This window comes from Pseudomonas sp. 86_A (assembly GCF_017491705.1).
In the GTDB taxonomy this organism is placed as follows: Bacteria; Pseudomonadota; Gammaproteobacteria; order Pseudomonadales; family Pseudomonadaceae; genus Aquipseudomonas; species Aquipseudomonas koreensis.
Genome location: NZ_JAFGYS010000013.1, coordinates 19,982 through 36,468, shown reverse-complemented (window position 1 = coordinate 36,468; position 16,487 = coordinate 19,982). Strand labels below are relative to the sequence as shown.

18 protein-coding genes are annotated in these 16,487 nt (G+C 58.9%); 9 read left to right on the top strand and 9 right to left on the bottom strand.

All coding sequences use genetic code 11. The annotated features are described in order from the left end of the window. Nucleotides 1–73 precede the first annotated feature (73 nt). Nucleotides 74–253 (top strand): hypothetical protein, encoded by a 180-nt coding sequence (locus tag J5M57_RS20025; RefSeq protein ID WP_064588994.1) that lies wholly within the window; start codon nucleotides 74–76, stop codon nucleotides 251–253. 86 nt (nucleotides 254–339) lie between these two features. On the opposite strand, the gene J5M57_RS20020 is transcribed toward J5M57_RS20025, so the two are convergent. Then, complete coding sequence (locus J5M57_RS20020) at nucleotides 340–966, bottom strand: response regulator transcription factor (RefSeq protein ID WP_064588995.1); 627 nt, start codon at nucleotides 964–966, stop codon at nucleotides 340–342. 477 nt (nucleotides 967–1,443) lie between these two features. Here J5M57_RS20020 and J5M57_RS20015 point away from each other — a divergent pair, with 477 nt between their 5' ends. Next, nucleotides 1,444–2,136, top strand: a complete 693-nt coding sequence (locus J5M57_RS20015) for a hypothetical protein (protein ID WP_207847949.1) — start codon at nucleotides 1,444–1,446, stop codon at nucleotides 2,134–2,136. A 121-nt stretch (nucleotides 2,137–2,257) separates the two neighbouring features. On the opposite strand, the gene J5M57_RS20010 is transcribed toward J5M57_RS20015, so the two are convergent. Further along, complete coding sequence (locus tag J5M57_RS20010; RefSeq protein ID WP_025112375.1) at nucleotides 2,258–3,475, bottom strand: argininosuccinate synthase; 1,218 nt, start codon at nucleotides 3,473–3,475, stop codon at nucleotides 2,258–2,260. A gap of 129 nt (nucleotides 3,476–3,604) precedes the next feature. After that, complete coding sequence (locus J5M57_RS20005) at nucleotides 3,605–4,513, bottom strand: OmpA family protein (protein WP_083368041.1); 909 nt, start codon at nucleotides 4,511–4,513, stop codon at nucleotides 3,605–3,607. 160 nt (nucleotides 4,514–4,673) lie between these two features. On the opposite strand from J5M57_RS20005, the gene pyrC reads away from it, so the two are divergent. Both pyrC and rnt read left to right on the top strand, forming a co-directional pair. Continuing rightward, entirely contained in the window at nucleotides 4,674–5,720 is a 1,047-nt protein-coding gene (pyrC, locus tag J5M57_RS20000; protein ID WP_047296199.1) for a dihydroorotase, read from the top strand. Beyond that, the gene (rnt, locus tag J5M57_RS19995; RefSeq protein ID WP_003227721.1) at nucleotides 5,717–6,394 is read left to right on the top strand and encodes a ribonuclease T; all 678 of its coding nucleotides are present in this window, start codon (nucleotides 5,717–5,719) and stop codon (nucleotides 6,392–6,394) included. The genes pyrC and rnt overlap by 4 nt, the downstream gene beginning before the upstream one ends. Before the next feature lie 74 nt (nucleotides 6,395–6,468). Here the strand turns inward: rnt and J5M57_RS19990 are convergent, their stop codons facing one another. After that, nucleotides 6,469–7,071, bottom strand: coding sequence for a peroxiredoxin (locus tag J5M57_RS19990; protein ID WP_007963972.1), 603 nt, complete (start codon nucleotides 7,069–7,071; stop codon nucleotides 6,469–6,471). Nucleotides 7,072–7,383: 312 nt separating this feature from the next. Between J5M57_RS19990 and J5M57_RS19985 the strand changes: the two genes are divergently transcribed. Together J5M57_RS19985 and bfr are read left to right on the top strand one after the other, a co-directional pair. Next, on the top strand, nucleotides 7,384–7,602 hold the full coding sequence (locus J5M57_RS19985) for a bacterioferritin-associated ferredoxin (protein WP_003227725.1): 219 nt from the start codon (nucleotides 7,384–7,386) through the stop codon (nucleotides 7,600–7,602). A 201-nt stretch (nucleotides 7,603–7,803) separates the two neighbouring features. Further along, nucleotides 7,804–8,277, top strand: coding sequence for a bacterioferritin (bfr, locus tag J5M57_RS19980; RefSeq protein ID WP_007963971.1), 474 nt, complete (start codon nucleotides 7,804–7,806; stop codon nucleotides 8,275–8,277). A gap of 131 nt (nucleotides 8,278–8,408) precedes the next feature. On the opposite strand, the gene grxD is transcribed toward bfr, so the two are convergent. From grxD to J5M57_RS19965, 3 genes are all read right to left on the bottom strand, one after another. Beyond that, nucleotides 8,409–8,750 carry a Grx4 family monothiol glutaredoxin gene (gene grxD, locus J5M57_RS19975; RefSeq protein ID WP_016773402.1) on the bottom strand — a complete coding sequence of 114 codons (342 nt, stop codon included), beginning with the start codon at nucleotides 8,748–8,750 and terminating at the stop codon, nucleotides 8,409–8,411. Between the two features lie 97 nt (nucleotides 8,751–8,847). Then, nucleotides 8,848–10,953, bottom strand: a complete 2,106-nt coding sequence (locus J5M57_RS19970) for a molybdopterin oxidoreductase family protein (RefSeq protein ID WP_207847948.1) — start codon at nucleotides 10,951–10,953, stop codon at nucleotides 8,848–8,850. A gap of 137 nt (nucleotides 10,954–11,090) precedes the next feature. After that, nucleotides 11,091–11,381 (bottom strand): hypothetical protein, encoded by a 291-nt coding sequence (locus tag J5M57_RS19965; protein WP_064588999.1) that lies wholly within the window; start codon nucleotides 11,379–11,381, stop codon nucleotides 11,091–11,093. A 404-nt stretch (nucleotides 11,382–11,785) separates the two neighbouring features. Between J5M57_RS19965 and argF the strand changes: the two genes are divergently transcribed. Both argF and J5M57_RS19955 read left to right on the top strand, forming a co-directional pair. Beyond that, on the top strand, nucleotides 11,786–12,706 hold the full coding sequence (gene argF / locus J5M57_RS19960; protein WP_207847947.1) for an ornithine carbamoyltransferase: 921 nt from the start codon (nucleotides 11,786–11,788) through the stop codon (nucleotides 12,704–12,706). Then, nucleotides 12,703–13,812: an ABC transporter ATP-binding protein gene (locus J5M57_RS19955; RefSeq protein ID WP_064589000.1), complete on the top strand. Its 1,110-nt coding sequence runs from the start codon at nucleotides 12,703–12,705 to the stop codon at nucleotides 13,810–13,812. The genes argF and J5M57_RS19955 overlap by 4 nt, the downstream gene beginning before the upstream one ends. Nucleotides 13,813–13,888: 76 nt before the next feature. Here J5M57_RS19955 and J5M57_RS19950 read toward each other — a convergent pair whose 3' ends face one another. Both J5M57_RS19950 and ybaK read right to left on the bottom strand, forming a co-directional pair. Beyond that, entirely contained in the window at nucleotides 13,889–14,671 is a 783-nt protein-coding gene (locus J5M57_RS19950) for a PhzF family phenazine biosynthesis protein (protein WP_064589001.1), read from the bottom strand. A gap of 95 nt (nucleotides 14,672–14,766) precedes the next feature. After that, nucleotides 14,767–15,237 (bottom strand): Cys-tRNA(Pro) deacylase, encoded by a 471-nt coding sequence (ybaK, locus tag J5M57_RS19945; RefSeq protein ID WP_207847946.1) that lies wholly within the window; start codon nucleotides 15,235–15,237, stop codon nucleotides 14,767–14,769. A gap of 362 nt (nucleotides 15,238–15,599) precedes the next feature. Between ybaK and J5M57_RS19940 the strand changes: the two genes are divergently transcribed. Beyond that, nucleotides 15,600–16,451: an MIP/aquaporin family protein gene (locus J5M57_RS19940; protein WP_169842333.1), complete on the top strand. Its 852-nt coding sequence runs from the start codon at nucleotides 15,600–15,602 to the stop codon at nucleotides 16,449–16,451. Nucleotides 16,452–16,487 lie beyond the last annotated feature (36 nt).

Here is a 16,487-nt window from a genome sequence, read left to right as displayed (position 1 = left end):
AAATCTTTTTTACCCGCAGCAGGAATATCGATATAAGGAGCGCCAAAGGCAGTCTTAGCCTGGAGTTCACCTTATGACTGAAAGCAAAGAACAACTGGATGTAGATGACGATTTCACCGCTGCGGAAACCGACGACGCCGAACCGGTGGTCGAAGTCGCCAAGACCAACCTGAGTAAACGCCGCACCATCGATAACCTGCTTGAGGAGCGCCGACTGCAAAAGCAATTGGCCGATTACGATTTTGATCTCTGACACTTAAAAGCCTCCCGAACCGGAGGCTTTTTACTTTCTGACGAATCTGGCACCCGACGCCCCACCCTCCAATGGCTGCAAGCCCATCAGACCAGACCGTTGCGTTGTGCCAGTTCGATCAGGTCCACCAGCGAGCGGGCATTGAGCTTCAACAGCAGACGGGTCTTGTAAGTGCTGACCGTCTTGTTGCTGAGAAACATGCCATCGGCAATTTCCTTGTTGGTCTTGCCACGCGCCAGTTGCTGCAACACCATCATTTCCCGCCCGGAGAGGCGGTCTACCATATCGGACTCACTGGCATTACCGAGACTGGTACGCACGGTGTGCAGGGCCTGGTTTGGAAAATAGCTGTAACCGGACAGCACCGCTTTGATCGCACTGAGCAATTCGGTCAGGTCCTGTTGTTTGCAGACATAGCCCGCCGCTCCCGATTGCATGCAGCGCATCGAAAAGTGTCCCGGTGCCTGTGAAGTCAACACCAGAACTTTCAATGGCATGGCCGTCGCGTTCAGACGCGCAATAACTTCAAGACCATCAAGTTTCGGTATTCCAATATCCAGGATGACGATATCCGGCATCTGATCCCGCGCAAGTTGTAACGCATCCACACCGTTATCCGTTTCGGCAATAACTTCGTAGCCATGACGTTCCATCAGCATACGCACAGCCAGACGAATGACGGGATGATCATCCACGATCAGCACTTTATTCATGGGCAAGTCCAGTTTCGCTGTTCGAATTTTTAGAGCACGCACAATAGCGTAGTCATCTACTTGATGGCACATCAGAGCGATCGGGCACTTGCAGCAAAAGACATGCCCTACAAGCATTGAAGATTATTCCTACAAAAAAACGCTAGCCTGCTGTGGCAATCAAAAAAACATTCACACCACTCGCATTTTCTGGAAAGAAAATGTCGCAGATTGTTTAAAAAACCCACCTGAACTTCGTGCTGAAACCGAAGTAAACATCTGTTAATGGATCCCTTCAGAAAGGTTTGCGGACCAATCTAAAACTGCCAGCTGCCGCGCCCTCTCAGGATTAACGCAACTCCGACTTGCAATCTGAAATCAACAAAAGTTCGTCGCAATGAATTTACTTGCTATAAATATTCGCGCAACCTGCAAAACAATGCAGACCCAGCAACTAACAACAGCCATTTACAACTCACAAGTCCGACGAGAAAAAACATGCTAAAACTCAAAAACAAAATCACCAACCCAATGACAGTGATTGCTATATTCGCAGTCATTTCCGAAACTTCCGCAGCCGTCTCCTTGCCCTTTCTTGCCAACAAGGAACGGGAAATCTATGTCTGGTTTCTGATCAGCTTTCCGTTTTACTTACTGTTTCTGTTCTTTCTTACTCTGAACTTCAACTATCGTTCTTTGTATGCGCCTTCTGATTTCGACAAGGACAAGAACTTTCTCAAGGCTGGTAAAGCGAATAACGATAAACCTCCATCAGCACATCAGGCGCAGCACATCGATCCCCCAACGGACGGCGGCTACCGGTCCGTGGCTGGGGCCAGTGATGAAGTGTGCCGCCCGCATAACGTGGCTGACCCTCCAGACCCGGGCACCCTCGCTCACGTCGTCTTTCAACACTTCATTCATTTGCCCGTCACCACCAGCGATCTGCAGTTTGTCGATGCGCGGCGGATAAAGCTCAAGAGCGAGCTTGCCGGGATCCTGGTTCCCCCAGGCCCGCGGAACAAGAGAGCGATACGAATCATTGTGCTGCTGTCCTGCCACACCACGAACGAGTTGCTCAAACGTCATGTGGCCAGGCAATTCAAACACGCTGGAAAAGGCACGATCACAACGCTCTGTATTATTTACAACGTGTGCTCGCAAGAACTGACGGTACTGCGAAGACGCTGACGCCAAAACGTTTCCGTGAGAATGCCCCGTGAAAACCGATAAGCCGTGTCAGCAAGACAATCAAAAAAAATGGCGGCCTGTTTGAAAACAGTGCCGCCATTTCTTTATGCGCCTGAAAGCATCAGAACAACTTGCGACCCTTGTTGGCCGCAATGCGCATGCGCAGCGCGTTGAGCTTGATGAAGCCCGCCGCGTCCGCCTGGTTGTAAGCACCGCCGTCTTCTTCGAAGGTCGCGATGTTGGCATCGAACAGCGAATCGTCGGACTTGCGGCCGGTCACGATCACGTTGCCCTTGTACAGCTTCAGACGAACCACACCGTTCACGTTGACCTGCGAAGCGTCGATCATCTGTTGCAGCATCAGACGCTCCGGGCTCCACCAGTAGCCGGTGTAGATCAGGCTGGCGTACTTCGGCATCAGCTCGTCTTTGAGGTGAGCGACTTCGCGGTCCAGGGTGATCGACTCGATGGCGCGGTGCGCGCGCAGCATGATCGTGCCGCCCGGGGTTTCGTAGCAGCCACGGGACTTCATGCCGACGTAACGGTTTTCAACGATATCGAGACGGCCGATACCGTGAGCACCACCGATCTGGTTCAGCGTCGCCAGTACGGTGGCCGGAGTCATTTCGACGCCGTCCAGCGCAACGATGTCGCCGTTGCGGTAGGTCAGTTCCAGGTACTGCGGCTTGTCAGGCGCGTTCTCCGGGGAGACGGTCCAGCGCCACATGTCTTCTTCGTGCTCGGTCCAGGTGTCTTCCAGCACGCCGCCTTCATAGGAGATGTGCAGCAGGTTGGCATCCATCGAGTACGGGGATTTTTTCTTGCCGTGACGCTCGATCGGGATCGCATGCTTCTCGGCGTAGTCCATCAGCTTCTCGCGGGACAGCAGGTCCCACTCGCGCCATGGTGCAATCACTTTCACGCCCGGCTTGAGTGCGTAGGCACCCAGTTCGAAACGCACCTGGTCGTTGCCCTTGCCGGTGGCGCCATGGGAAATGGCGTCGGCGCCGGTTTCGTTGGCGATTTCGATCAGGCGTTTGGCGATCAGCGGACGTGCGATGGAAGTACCCAGCAGGTACTCGCCTTCGTAAACGGTGTTGGCGCGGAACATCGGGAACACGAAATCGCGCACGAATTCTTCGCGCAGGTCATCGATGTAGATTTCTTTGACGCCCATGGCCTGAGCCTTGGCGCGAGCCGGCTCGACCTCTTCGCCCTGACCCAGGTCAGCGGTGAAGGTCACCACTTCACAGTTATAAGTATCCTGCAGCCACTTGAGGATCACCGAAGTGTCCAGGCCGCCGGAATACGCCAGAACGACCTTGTTTACGTCCGCCATGCCATCACTCCACGGGGTTCTACGGAAAGCCGAGGAGTCTACCGCTCAAATGCGATAATTTACAGAGGCGCGACAGCTTAAGACGACAAAGCGACAGAATCTGTCGAGAGCGCGACGATGACCGGCGGGTCAGGAAGTCGCCGCGGTGCTGGCTGGCGTACTGGCCTGCGGCGCTGGCGCGGTGGTCGGCGCCACCCGCGCCAGTTTCACGCTGACCCGGCGGTTCTTCGCCCGGTTGGCCGCGTTGCTGTTCGGCACCAGCGGATATTGCTCGCCATGGAAGCGCACGGTGATCTGCGACTCGGCGATGCCATTGGCCTTGAAGAAGTCGACCACGGCCAGCGCACGACGGCGGGAAAGTTCACGGTTGGTCAGACGATTGCCGCTGTTGTCGGAGTAGCCATCGAGTTCGATGTGATTGACCGTCGGATCGGCCTTCATGTACTCGAGCATCACTTGCAGCCGGGCCTTGGCGGCGGCGTCCAGATCGGTGCCTTCACCCGGGAAGCCGACCTGCGACTGTTTCACCTGATCGAAATTCTGCGGCAGCAACTTCGCCACACAAGTCTGGTATTCGTTGAAAGCCTTGCTGAACTTGACGGGCAGCAAGCGCACCTCAGACACCCGGCCATCGCCGGACGCACGGCGTACCACCGGGCTGCGACCGTCGAGCAGACCGCTGATCAGCCCCCCGGCCTGCGATTGCGAACTGTTGAACAGCACGTTGCCGGTGCCGATCCTGACGCTGCCCAGGTAAATGTCGTTGCGCCCCGGCTGCCACGGCGCGGCCGCCGCAAGCAGGGTCGCCGAACCGCCGCCGAGCATGGCGTTGTAGGCGTTCAGACGAAAAATCGCCTGCTCGCCAGCCTTGCGCACGAACTGGCCCGAGCCGAAATCAGTGATCGGCTGGGTCAGGCGGCACTCGAACTTGTCGCCCTCGACCGTCCACTCAATGTTCTCCAGACGTGTCTGGTAGGTGAGCGCCATCGCGGGGAGGCTGGCAAACACACTGAGCAAGGCTAAATATCGCTGGCGCACGGGAGGCTCCATTGGCTTCTGTAACACAAAGACCGATTCACACTATGTTTACGGCATACCTACGGGATATCGGAAGGTTCCTGCAAAACTTGATAGCGAGTGCCTGCAAGAGTCTTTTCCGGTAGCATTCCCCTCAGTTTGACCCGCCTGGAATCCCCTCATGTCCGACCGCCTGACCCTGCTGCGTCCCGACGACTGGCACATTCATCTTCGCGATGGTGCCGTGTTGACCAATACCGTTGCCGATGTTGCGCGCACCTTTGGCCGCGCCATCATCATGCCCAACCTGGTACCACCGGTGCGCAACGCCGCCGAAGCCGACGGCTATCGCCAGCGGATTCTCGCTGCCCGCCCGGCCGGCAGTCGCTTCGAACCGCTGATGGTGCTGTACCTCACCGACCGCACCCAGCCCGAAGAAATTCGTGAGGCCAAGGCCAGCGGTTTCGTGCACGCCGCCAAGCTGTACCCGGCCGGCGCCACCACCAACTCCGATTCCGGGGTGACCAGCATCGACAAGATCTTCCCGGCGCTGGAAGCCATGGCCGAAGTCGGCATGCCGCTGCTGATCCACGGCGAAGTCACCCGTGGCGATGTCGACGTCTTCGACCGCGAAAAGATTTTCATCGATGAGCACATGCGCCGTGTGGTCGAGCGTTTCCCGACGCTCAAAGTGGTGTTCGAACACATCACCACCGGCGACGCCGTGCAGTTCGTCAACGAGGCTTCGGCCAACGTCGGCGCAACCATCACCGCGCATCACCTGCTGTACAACCGCAACCACATGCTGGTGGGCGGGATCCGGCCGCACTTCTATTGCCTGCCGATCCTCAAGCGTAATACCCATCAGGAAGCCCTGCTCGACGCCGCCACCAGCGGCAGCGCGAAGTTCTTCCTCGGCACCGACTCGGCGCCGCACGCCCAGCACGCCAAGGAAGCCGCCTGCGGCTGCGCCGGCTGCTACACCGCGTACGCCGCCATCGAGCTGTATGCCGAAGCCTTCGAACAGCGCAACGCGCTGGACAAGCTCGAGGCGTTTGCCAGCCTCAACGGCCCGCGCTTCTACGGTCTGCCGGCCAACACCGATCGCATCACCCTGGTTCGCGAAGAATGGACCGCCCCGACCAGCCTGCCATTCGGCGAGCTGAACGTTATCCCGCTGCGCGCCGGTGAAAAACTGCGCTGGCGCCTGCTGGAGGAACACGCGTGAGTGAAGACCATTTCGACGACGAACTGGACGGTCAAGGTGGCGGCGGCGGTTCCCGTCATCCAATGGCAGCGCGTTTTCGCGGTTACCTGCCGGTTGTCGTCGACGTAGAGACCGGTGGCTTCAATTCGGCCACCGACGCTCTGCTGGAGATTGCCGCGACCACCATCGCCATGGATGAAAAGGGTTTCGTTTACCCGGACCACACCTACTTCTTCCGCGTTGAGCCGTTCGAAGGCGCCAACATCGAAGCGGCGGCGCTGGAGTTCACCGGGATCAAGCTCGATCACCCGCTGCGCATGGCCGTCAGCGAAGAAACCGCGCTGACCGACATCTTCCGCGGCGTGCGCAAGGCGCTGAAGGCCAACGGCTGCAAACGGGCGATCCTGGTCGGCCACAACAGCAGCTTCGACCTCGGCTTCCTGAATGCCGCCGTGGCGCGCCTGGACATGAAACGCAACCCGTTTCATCCGTTCTCCAGCTTCGACACCGCGACGCTGGCGGGCCTGGCTTACGGTCAAACCGTACTGGCCAAAGCCTGTCAGGCAGCCGACATCGACTTCGATGGCCGTGAAGCGCACTCGGCGCGTTACGACACCGAGAAGACTGCCGAGCTGTTCTGCGGCATCGTCAACCGCTGGAAACAGATGGGCGGCTGGGAAGACTTCGACGACTGATGGTCGTCGGATTAAATCCTGCGCATGAAAAAACCGGCTCAAGAGCCGGTTTTTTTGTACCTCGACGTTGCGCCTTACAAGGCAGCAGCGTTCTCGGTCAGGTAAGCCGCAACGCCTTCTGGCGAAGCGTTCATGCCTTTGTCGCCTTTCTTCCAGTTGGCAGGGCAGACTTCGCCGTGCTCTTCGTGGAATTGCAGAGCGTCGACCAGACGGATCAGCTCTTCCATGTTACGGCCCAGCGGCAGGTCGTTGATGATCTGCGAGCGGACAACGCCCTTGTCGTCGATCAGGAACGCGCCACGGAAAGCCACGCCGCCTTCGGACTCAACGTCGTAGGCCTTGGCGATTTCGTGCTTCATGTCGGCAGCCATGGTGTATTTCACCTGGCCGATGCCGCCGTTGTTGACCGGGGTGTTGCGCCAGGCGTTGTGGGTGAAGTGCGAGTCGATCGACACGGCGACCACTTCCACGTTACGCGCCTTGAAGTCGGCCATGCGGTTGTCCAGAGCGATCAGCTCGGACGGGCAGACGAAGGTGAAGTCCAGTGGGTAGAAGAACACCAGGCCGTATTTGCCTTTGATGGCCGAGGACAGGGTGAAGCTGTCAACGATCTCGCCATTGCCGAGTACGGCCGGGACGGTGAAGTCAGGGGCTTGTTTGCCTACGAGTACGCTCATGGATATCTCCTGGTGAATAACTTGAAGTTCAGGGTCCGGGCCAGCCTGCCACCCTCAGGCGACAGCCCTGTGACACGAACCCTCTTCGCAAGGGCCGACCATCATACACTGCGTTTTTCGCCTGTCCTTAACGGTTTTTGCCCAAGGCGGATAACGGACCAGCATTTTCGGGGCCAGGCAAATCGCCATTAACCACCGTTCGTCAGTGACCCGCGTTTCGATCGAAAACCATTCAGAAAGCACTTTGACAATCATTCTCGTTAACATTAAGATCCATCGCAATTGAGTCACAACCAGCGACGGTTCTCACTTATGTATGTTTGTCTCTGCACTGGCGTCACCGACGGACAGATCCGCGAAGCGATCTATGAAGGTTGCTGCAGCTATAAAGAAGTTCGCCAGGCCACCGGCGTCGCCAGCCAATGCGGCAAATGTGCGTGCCTTGCCAAGGAAGTGGTTCGCGAAACCCTGACCAAGCTGCAAACCGCTCAGGCTGCGATCCCCTACCCTGTAGAATTTACAGCGGCGTAATCCCCCCCTATTTCAAAAAACCGGACATATGTCCGGTTTTTTTATGCCTGCAAATCAAGCGCTTAGGCGCTAGACGCGGAACACAAACATTCTTATTCAGATTTAATTTCATTTATTATTCAATAACTTAGGTTTGACACTTATAAGTACCAAGCTCAAACTCCGCCTTATATACAGCTATTACAGGGCAGGACACCCATCATGAAAGGCGACATTACAGTCATCCAGCATCTCAACAAGATCCTTGCCAATGAACTGGTCGCGATCAATCAGTACTTCCTGCATGCCCGCATGTATGAAGATTGGGGCCTGAACAAGCTGGGCAAGCACGAGTACCACGAGTCCATCGACGAGATGAAACACGCGGACAAGCTGATCAAGCGCATCCTGTTCCTCGAAGGCCTGCCGAACGTGCAGGACCTGGGCAAGCTGCACATCGGCGAGCACACGCGGGAAATGCTGGAATGCGACCTGCGCATCGAGAAGACCGGTCACGCTGACCTGAAAGCCGCCATCGCGCATTGCGAATCGGTGGGCGATTTCGGCAGCCGTGAACTGCTCGAAGACATTCTTGAATCCGAAGAAGAACATATCGACTGGCTGGAAACCCAACTGGGCCTGATCGATAAAGTCGGTCTTGAAAACTATCTGCAATCGCAGATGGGCGAAGAGTAAGTTAGCGCCCGCTGAACCCGAGACACTAAAAAGCCCCGCCCTCTTTCGAGGCGCGGGGCTTTTTATTGCCCGGATTTCAATCAAGGCTGAAATCCCTGAGGGAGCGAGCAAGCCCGCCCCCAAAGCCGGGATCAGGCTTCGGACTTGTTCGCAGCAGCCGCTTCGACAGCCGCCTTGATGGTGCTTTGCAGCGAACCGTCTGCTGCCATCTCGGTCATGATATCGCTGCCGCCGACCAGCTCACCGCCGACCCACAGTTGCGGGAAAGTCGGCCAGTTGGCGTACTTCGGCAGGTTGGCGCGGATTTCCGGGTTCTGCAGGATGTCCACGTACGCAAACTTTTCGCCACACGCCATCACAGCCTGCGCAGCTTTCGCGGAGAAGCCACACTGCGGGGCATTCGGCGAGCCTTTCATGTAAAGCAGAATGGTGTTGTTGGCAATCTGCTCTTTAATCGTTTCGATGATATCCATGGAGCACCTCGGCTGAACTTTCCGACTCATGGGTCGGCACGGTGGCGCATTGTAACGGAATCCCGAGCGCGCTGCTCGGTCTCCCCGACAGACATGCTCAAGCCGCCGCCACCGTCACCGGTACGCCATTGAGCGCCGCATTGCCCGACAACTCGTCGAGCTGGCATTCATCGGTCAGGTCGTTGGCACTCGACCCCGGCTGGCCGCTGGCAATCGTCATCTGCACCCCCGGCCGCGCATGCCCCCAACCGTGCGGCAGGCTGACCACGCCCTTCATCATGTCCAGACTGCCAAGCACCTCGACTTCAATCTGCCCGACCCGCGAACTGACGCGCACCCGTTGCCCATCGCTGAGCCCGCGACTGGCGAGGTCATCCGGGTGCATCAGCAATTGATGCCGTGGCTTGCCCTTCACCAGCCGATGGTAGTTGTGCATCCAGGAATTGTTGCTGCGCACATGCCGGCGGCCAATCATCAGCAGCTCATCGGCGGCGGGCGCCTGCAGTGCCGCGAAGCGTGCGAGGTCCGCGAGGATCTCTGGCGGCGCGGCCTGCACATGCAGATTCGGCGTTTTCAGGCGCGATGCCAGATTGGGCTGCAACGCGCCCAGGTCAATGCCATGCGGATGATCGAACAGCGTCGCCAACGAGAGTTTCTGCTCGGACGCATCCCCGTACAGGCCCATGCGCAGGCCCATGTCGATCATCTTCGAGGGCGGCATCGTCGGTTTCAGTTCCTTGCCGGTCTTTTCGGCAAAGGCCTTGGCCAGGCCGACGAAGATCTCCCAGTCGTGCAACGCGCCTTCGGGCTTGGCGAGTATCGCCCGATTGAAGCGGGTGACGTTGCGCACCGCGAACAGATTGAATGTGGTGTCGTAGTGATCGTTTTCCAGCGCCGAAGTCGACGGCAGGATCAGGTCGGCGTAACGCGTGGTTTCGTTGATGTACAGGTCGATGCTGACCATGAATTCCAGCCCGTCCAGCGCTTGCTCCAGTTGCCGTCCGTTCGGCGTCGACAGCACAGGGTTACCGGCCACGGTGATCAATGCGCGAATCTGCCCTTCGCCTTCGGTGAGCATCTCCTCGGCCAGCGCCGACACCGGCAGCTCGCCGCCGTACTCGGGGCGCCCGGACACCCGGCTCTGCCACTTGTTGAAATGCCCGCCCGAGGTCGATGCCACCAGATCCACCGCCGGCTCGGTGCACAACGCACCGCCAACCCGATCGAGGTTGCCGGTGACCAGGTTGATCAACTGCACCAGCCAGTGGCACAAGGTGCCGAACGCCTGGGTGGAAACGCCCATGCGTCCGTAGCACACCGCGCTCGGCGCTGCGGCGAAATCCCGCGCCAGTTGGCGGATCTGCTCGGCTGGCACGGCGCACAATGGACTCATGGCCTCGGCGGTAAACGTCGCCACCGCCGCGCGCACCTCATCGAGGCCTTCGACCGGCAAGTGACTGCCACGCGTCAGGCCTTCACTGAACAGCGTATTGAGCAATCCGAACAGCAGCGCCGCGTCGCCGCCCGGGCGCACGAACAAGTGCTGATCGGCGATGGCCGCGGTTTCGCTGCGACGTGGATCGACCACCACCACTTTGCCGCCGCGCGCCTGAATCGCCTTCAGGCGTTTCTCGACATCGGGCACGGTCATGATGCTGCCGTTGGACGCCAGCGGATTACCGCCCAGAATCAGCATGAAATTGGTGTGATCGATGTCCGGAATCGGCAGTAACAAGCCGTGGCCGTACATCAGGTAACTGCTCAAGTGATGGGGCAACTGATCGACCGAGGTCGCGGAGTAGCGATTGCGCGTCTTCAACAGGCCGAGGAAGTAGTTACTGTGGGTCATCAGCCCGTAATTGTGCACGCTCGGGTTGCCCTGATAGACCGCCACCGCGTTCTGCCCGTGACGCTCCTGGATCGCCGCCAGACGCTCGGCCACCAGCGCAAAGGCCTCGTCCCACGCGATCGGCAGCCATTCACTGCCAACTCGGCGCATCGGCTGGCGCAGGCGGTCGGGATCATTCTGGATGTCTTGCAGAGCCACGGCCTTGGGACAGATGTGTCCACGGCTGAACGTATCGAGGGCATCGCCCTTGATCGAGGTGATCGCGACATTGCCATCGGTTTCAGTGGTTTCGATGGTCAGGCCGCAGATGGCTTCGCACAAGTGGCAGGCACGGTGGTGGAGAGTCTTGGTCATGGCCAGTCTCTGTCTTGTTCTGGGCAGGCAACGGTGATGCCTGCGGGAACAAAACTATGGCCCGTGCACGGGAACGATGCCAGCGACGTTCGTCTTGTGAATCGACGGTTATCAGGCGAGCCGATAGCCCGCCACGTTCAGTTGGACGGCAACTGCGGCGGTGGCTGCAGCTGGATTTCCTGAATGGTTTCGATCTGCTCGTGGGCGACGTGCACGCCGGTGAGTTCGCCGATCAGTCGCCAGTGTTCATCGAGCCCGGCACTGATGGTCGCCATGCGATCGATCATGTGGCGGCCGGCGGTCTTGACCACGTCGTCTTCGCTACGCAGCAACTCGAAGGACATCGAAGTCACCGACGCGGTGAGATGAGTCAGTGAGCGAGCCGTGTGGCCCAGCAATTCCATTAACAGTTTTTCTTTCGATTCCATGCGGAGGCTTCCTGCGTCGCTCGAAACTTATTTATAACCCAGCACTTTGCTTTAGCAAATGTTTCAGCCTGCGCATCCGACCAAGCGAAACCGCAACCGCACAGTCTCGAAGCGACCCGAGTGCCACTCTGCCCGCCACGCCGGATTGCCAAGCCCGCCGGGGCCAGTGTACAAAGAGGCTCGCTGCTGCCCTGAACCCGGCTTCAACTGCGTGACTGCCACCGGCGGTTCGCTCTGCGAATTCTGCAAAAACCGTAGCCTATTGGAAAAACGCGACATTTAGTGTCAATATCGCGCCTCCCCCTATTTCGTCGCCCCGTGCGGCTTACGCCGCAGGTCTCGCCCGTTGTTCCGTTAAACAAGGCTTTGAGCATCTGCGGTTTGTAGCAAAAAGGTAGTCAATGATGAGCGCAAGGCACTTTCTCTCCCTGATGGATTGCACGCCCGAAGAGCTGGTCAGCGTGATCCATCGAGGCGTTGAGCTCAAGGACCTGCGTAACCGCGGCGTACTGTTCGAGCCTCTGAAAAACCGCGTCCTGGGGATGATCTTCGAGAAATCCTCGACCCGTACCCGGATCTCTTTCGAGGCCGGCATGATCCAGCTCGGTGGCCAGGCAATCTTCCTGTCGCCCCGTGACACCCAGCTGGGTCGTGGCGAGCCGATCGGCGACTGCGCCATTGTCATGTCGAGCATGCTCGATGCGGTGATGATCCGTACCTTTGCCCACAGCACCCTGACCGAATTCGCCGCCAACTCGCGCGTGCCCGTGATCAACGGCCTGTCCGATGACCTGCACCCGTGCCAGTTGCTGGCCGACATGCAAACTTTCCTTGAGCACCGTGGCTCGATCCAGGGCAAGACCGTGGCCTGGATCGGCGACGGCAACAACATGTGCAACAGCTATATAGAAGCGGCGATCCAGTTCGACTTCCAGTTGCGCGTTGCCTGCCCGGAAGGTTACGAGCCGAATCCTGAATTCGTGGCCAAGGCCGCCGATCGTGTGGCCATCGTCCGCGATCCGCAGGACGCCGTGCGCGGCGCGCATCTGGTCAGCACCGACGTCTGGACCTCGATGGGCCAGGAAGAAGAGACTGCCAAGCGCCTGAAGCTGTTCGCGCCATTCCAGGTGAATCGCGCCCTGCTCGACCTGGCGGCGGAAGACGTGCTGTTCATGCATTGCCTGCCTGCCCACCGCGGCGAAGAAATCAGCCTCGACCTGCTCGATGACCCGCGCTCCGTCGCCTGGGATCAGGCAGAAAACCGTCTCCACGCACAGAAGGCCCTGCTCGAGTTCCTCGTCGAACCGGCATATCACCACGCATGAGCCATGAATTACTGCTGAACCTGCGCAACCTCGCTTGCGGCTACCAAGATCAACGTGTGGTGCAGAACCTCAATCTGCACCTCAACGCCGGTGACATCGGCTGCCTGCTCGGTTCTTCCGGCTGCGGCAAGACCACCACCCTGCGCGCCATTGCCGGTTTCGAACCGGTGCACGAAGGGGAAATCACCCTCGGCGGCGAGACCATTTCCAGCGCCGGCTTCACCCTGGCCCCGGAGAAACGCCGGATCGGCATGGTGTTCCAGGATTACGCGCTGTTCCCGCACCTGAGCGTCGCGGACAACATCGCCTTCGGTATCCGCAAGCATCCGCACAAAGAGCGGGTTACCGAAGAACTGCTGGAACTGGTCAACCTGAAGAACCTCGGCAAGCGTTTCCCGCACGAGTTGTCCGGCGGCCAGCAACAGCGTGTCGCCCTCGCCCGCGCTTTGGCACCAGAGCCGCAATTGCTGCTGCTCGACGAGCCGTTCTCCAACCTCGACGGCGAGTTGCGCCGCAAGCTCAGCCACGAAGTGCGCGACATCCTCAAGGCCCGTGGCACCAGTGCGATTCTGGTGACCCACGACCAGGAAGAAGCCTTCGCCGTGAGTGATCACGTTGGCGTGTTCAAGGAAGGCCGGCTGGAGCAGTGGGACACGCCCTACAACCTCTACCACGAGCCGGCGACGCCATTTGTCGCCAGTTTTATTGGTCAGGGCTATTTCATTCGCGGCCAGCTCGGCAGCCCGGAATCGGTGCAGACCGAACTCGGCGAACTGCGCGGCAACCGGGCCTACACCTGGCCGGTGGGCGGTGCGGTGGACGTGTTGCTGCGTCCGGATGACATCGTTTATGCGCCAGACAGTGCATTGAAAGCCCGGATCGTCGGCAAGACCTTCCTTGGCGCGTCAACCCTGTATCGCCTGCAGTTGCCGACGGGTGCGCAGCTGGAATCGATCTTCCCCAGTCATGCTGATCATCAGGTGGGGGCGGAGGTGGGCATTCGCGTTGCCGCTGAACACCTCGTATTGTTCCAGGCTTCGGGCAGCACCGCTGCGCAAATCCCGGCGGTGGAAAACGGCGTCCGTCGCTTCAGCACCGCCCTCTAAGATCAAAAGATCGCAGCCTGCGGCAGCTCCTACAGGAATCAATGTAGGAGCTGCCGCAGGCTGCGATCTTTTGACTTTAAGCTAGCAACAACCTACCGCTGGCAACCAGCGTGGCGTTCCCGCCAATCTTCACCCGCTCACCTTCCAGCCGGCAGAACAACTCCCCGCCCCGCGCCGAACGCTGGCACGCAGTCAAACTGGATTTGCCCAGACGTTTCGACCAATACGGGATCAGGCTGCAATGCGTAGAACCGGTGACCGGGTCTTCATTGATGCCAATCGCCGGGGCGAAATAGCGCGAGACGAAATCATGCTGATTACCGCGCGCCGTCACGATGGCGCCGAGCCACGGCAGTTTCGCCAGCGCGACCATGTCCGGTTTGCAGTCGAGCACCGCTTGCTCCGACTCCAGCACCACAAACAGCTCGTTGGAACCGAGCACATCCACCGCCTCGACGCCCAGCGCGCGCTCGACATCCAGCGTCACGCCAATCTCTGACGGCACGATTGACGGGAAATCCAGCCACAGACGATCACCCTCGCGACTGACGCTCAGCGGCCCGGACTTGCAGACGAAGTCCAGACGCTCGGCGTTTTCCTTATAGATTTCGAACAACACGTAGGCGCTGGCCAGCGTCGCATGCCCGCACAGCGGCACTTCGGTGGTCGGGGTGAACCAGCGAATGTGCCACGCCGCGCCTTCGCGCACCACGAAGGCGGTTTCCGCCAGATTGTGCTCGGCGGCGATCTTCTGCATCAACTCATCCGCGAGCCATGCGTCCAGTCGATAAACCATCGCCGGATTGCCACTGAATGGCCGATCACTGAACGCGTCGACCTGATGAAACTCGAGCTGCATAACCTTCTCCCTGAGTCAGTCGGCAGAGCATGCGGCCACACGGCGCTGAGCACCAGTGACAGAACCGAGCCATTTTCTTCATACAGCGTGCAGCGTCAGGCGCGACCGATGTCGGCGAATTTGCCTTGGGTATGTTCGGCCAGCACTGCCGGCGCCAGTTCGACTTCCAGACCGCGGCGGCCGGCACTGACATAAATGGTCGTAAAGCCCTGAGCCGAGTGATCAATGAAGGTGCGCAGGCGCTTCTTCTGCCCCAGCGGGCTGATGCCGCCCAGCAGGTAACCAGTTGAACGTTGTGCAGCGGCCGGGTCAGCCATTTCGACTTTCTTCACACCTGCCGCGTGTGCCAGGCCCTTGAGGTCAAGGCTTCCGACGACCGGCACCACAGCCACCAACAATTCGCCTTTTTCGCTGGCCGCCAGCAGCGTCTTGAACACCTGCGCAGGCGCCAGTGCCAGTTTTTCCGCGGCCTCCAGCCCGTAGGAGGCCGCCTTGGGATCATGTTCGTAACTGTGCACGCGATGTTCGGCACGAACTTTTTTCAACAAGTCCAACGCAGGGGTCATGGCAGCTCCAGGCTCAGCATCAACAGAAAAATCCTGCCCCGGATTCTAGGCCATCACTTGGCAAAAGGCTCTAGCGCAAGCCCCGTTTTCCGGGCTTTGCAGGCGAAACGCCGAACTATCGCCGCAGTCACCCGCAGGATCATTCAGCAAGCTGATAGTTGAATTGTGACCGATGGTTCACTTTCGACCTTTGACAGGTTTGTTTCTTGTCTATATTTTTTCGAATCTGAATAATGTAAGAATTATGGTCACCGCAGCACCCAGCAGTAAACCGGGAACAGGATGGGGATCCTGCCTCGGTGAAAATCGCGCCTTGCCCTGTCGGCAAACGCGCCAGACAACAACAAAAATCGAGGTTTTCAATGACAACTGCTTTACAGCAACCATCGCTATCGAGCCAATGCATGGCCGAGTTTCTGGGTACTGCACTGCTGATCTTTTTCGGCACCGGTTGTGTCGCCGCGCTCAAGGTCGCGGGCGCCAGCTTTGGCCTGTGGGAAATCAGCATCATCTGGGGCGTCGGCGTGAGCATGGCGATCTACCTGACCGCCGGCGTCTCCGGCGCGCACTTGAATCCCGCCGTGAGTATCGCCCTGAGCATTTTCGCTGACTTCGAAAAGCGCAAACTGCCGTTCTACATTCTGTCGCAGATCGCCGGTGCATTCTGCGGCGCGCTGTTGGTTTACACGCTGTACAGCAATCTGTTCTTCGATTACGAACAAACCCACCACATGGTGCGTGGCACGGCGGCAAGCCTTGAACTGGCGTCGGTGTTCTCGACCTTCCCGAACCCGGTGCTGTCCACCGCCCAGGCGTTCCTGGTCGAGGTGATCATCACCGCGATTCTGATGGGCGTGATCATGTCCCTGACCGACGACAACAACGGCCTGCCGAAAGGCCCGCTGGCGCCGCTGCTGATCGGTTTGCTGATCGCGGTGATCGGCAGCTCGATGGGCCCGCTGACCGGTTTCGCGATGAACCCGGCCCGTGACTTCGGTCCGAAACTGATGACTTTCTTCGCTGGCTGGGGTGAAATTTCGTTCACTGGCGGTCGCGATATTCCGTACTTCCTGATTCCGATTTTTGCACCGATTGTCGGTGCCTGCCTCGGCGCTGCCGGGTATCGCGGGCTCATCGCCCGTCACCTGACCGGCGCCACACCTGCTACAAAGGATGCAGAACCGGCCATTGACGGCAAACCAAGAACTTCTTGAAACAGTCGGCGCGGGTTCCTGCCCATATAGAGCCCG

What these genes read in the sequence shown, in the direction of transcription:
- J5M57_RS19955 (WP_064589000.1), top strand. Translation starts at nt 12,703, where the DNA reads ATGAGCCATGAATTACTGCTGAACCTGCGCAACCTCGCTTGCGGCTAC.
- J5M57_RS20015 (WP_207847949.1), top strand. Translation starts at nt 1,444, where the DNA reads ATGCTAAAACTCAAAAACAAAATCACCAACCCAATGACAGTGATTGCT.
- J5M57_RS20010 (WP_025112375.1), bottom strand. Translation starts at nt 3,475, where the DNA reads ATGGCGGACGTAAACAAGGTCGTTCTGGCGTATTCCGGCGGCCTGGAC.
- pyrC (WP_047296199.1), top strand. Translation starts at nt 4,674, where the DNA reads ATGTCCGACCGCCTGACCCTGCTGCGTCCCGACGACTGGCACATTCAT.
- J5M57_RS19940 (WP_169842333.1), top strand. Translation starts at nt 15,600, where the DNA reads ATGACAACTGCTTTACAGCAACCATCGCTATCGAGCCAATGCATGGCC.
- argF (WP_207847947.1), top strand. Translation starts at nt 11,786, where the DNA reads ATGAGCGCAAGGCACTTTCTCTCCCTGATGGATTGCACGCCCGAAGAG.
- grxD (WP_016773402.1), bottom strand. Translation starts at nt 8,750, where the DNA reads ATGGATATCATCGAAACGATTAAAGAGCAGATTGCCAACAACACCATT.
- ybaK (WP_207847946.1), bottom strand. Translation starts at nt 15,237, where the DNA reads ATGACCCCTGCGTTGGACTTGTTGAAAAAAGTTCGTGCCGAACATCGC.
- J5M57_RS19965 (WP_064588999.1), bottom strand. Translation starts at nt 11,381, where the DNA reads ATGGAATCGAAAGAAAAACTGTTAATGGAATTGCTGGGCCACACGGCT.
- J5M57_RS19970 (WP_207847948.1), bottom strand. Translation starts at nt 10,953, where the DNA reads ATGACCAAGACTCTCCACCACCGTGCCTGCCACTTGTGCGAAGCCATC.
- J5M57_RS20025 (WP_064588994.1), top strand. Translation starts at nt 74, where the DNA reads ATGACTGAAAGCAAAGAACAACTGGATGTAGATGACGATTTCACCGCT.
- J5M57_RS19985 (WP_003227725.1), top strand. Translation starts at nt 7,384, where the DNA reads ATGTATGTTTGTCTCTGCACTGGCGTCACCGACGGACAGATCCGCGAA.
- bfr (WP_007963971.1), top strand. Translation starts at nt 7,804, where the DNA reads ATGAAAGGCGACATTACAGTCATCCAGCATCTCAACAAGATCCTTGCC.
- J5M57_RS20020 (WP_064588995.1), bottom strand. Translation starts at nt 966, where the DNA reads ATGAATAAAGTGCTGATCGTGGATGATCATCCCGTCATTCGTCTGGCT.
- J5M57_RS19990 (WP_007963972.1), bottom strand. Translation starts at nt 7,071, where the DNA reads ATGAGCGTACTCGTAGGCAAACAAGCCCCTGACTTCACCGTCCCGGCC.
- J5M57_RS19950 (WP_064589001.1), bottom strand. Translation starts at nt 14,671, where the DNA reads ATGCAGCTCGAGTTTCATCAGGTCGACGCGTTCAGTGATCGGCCATTC.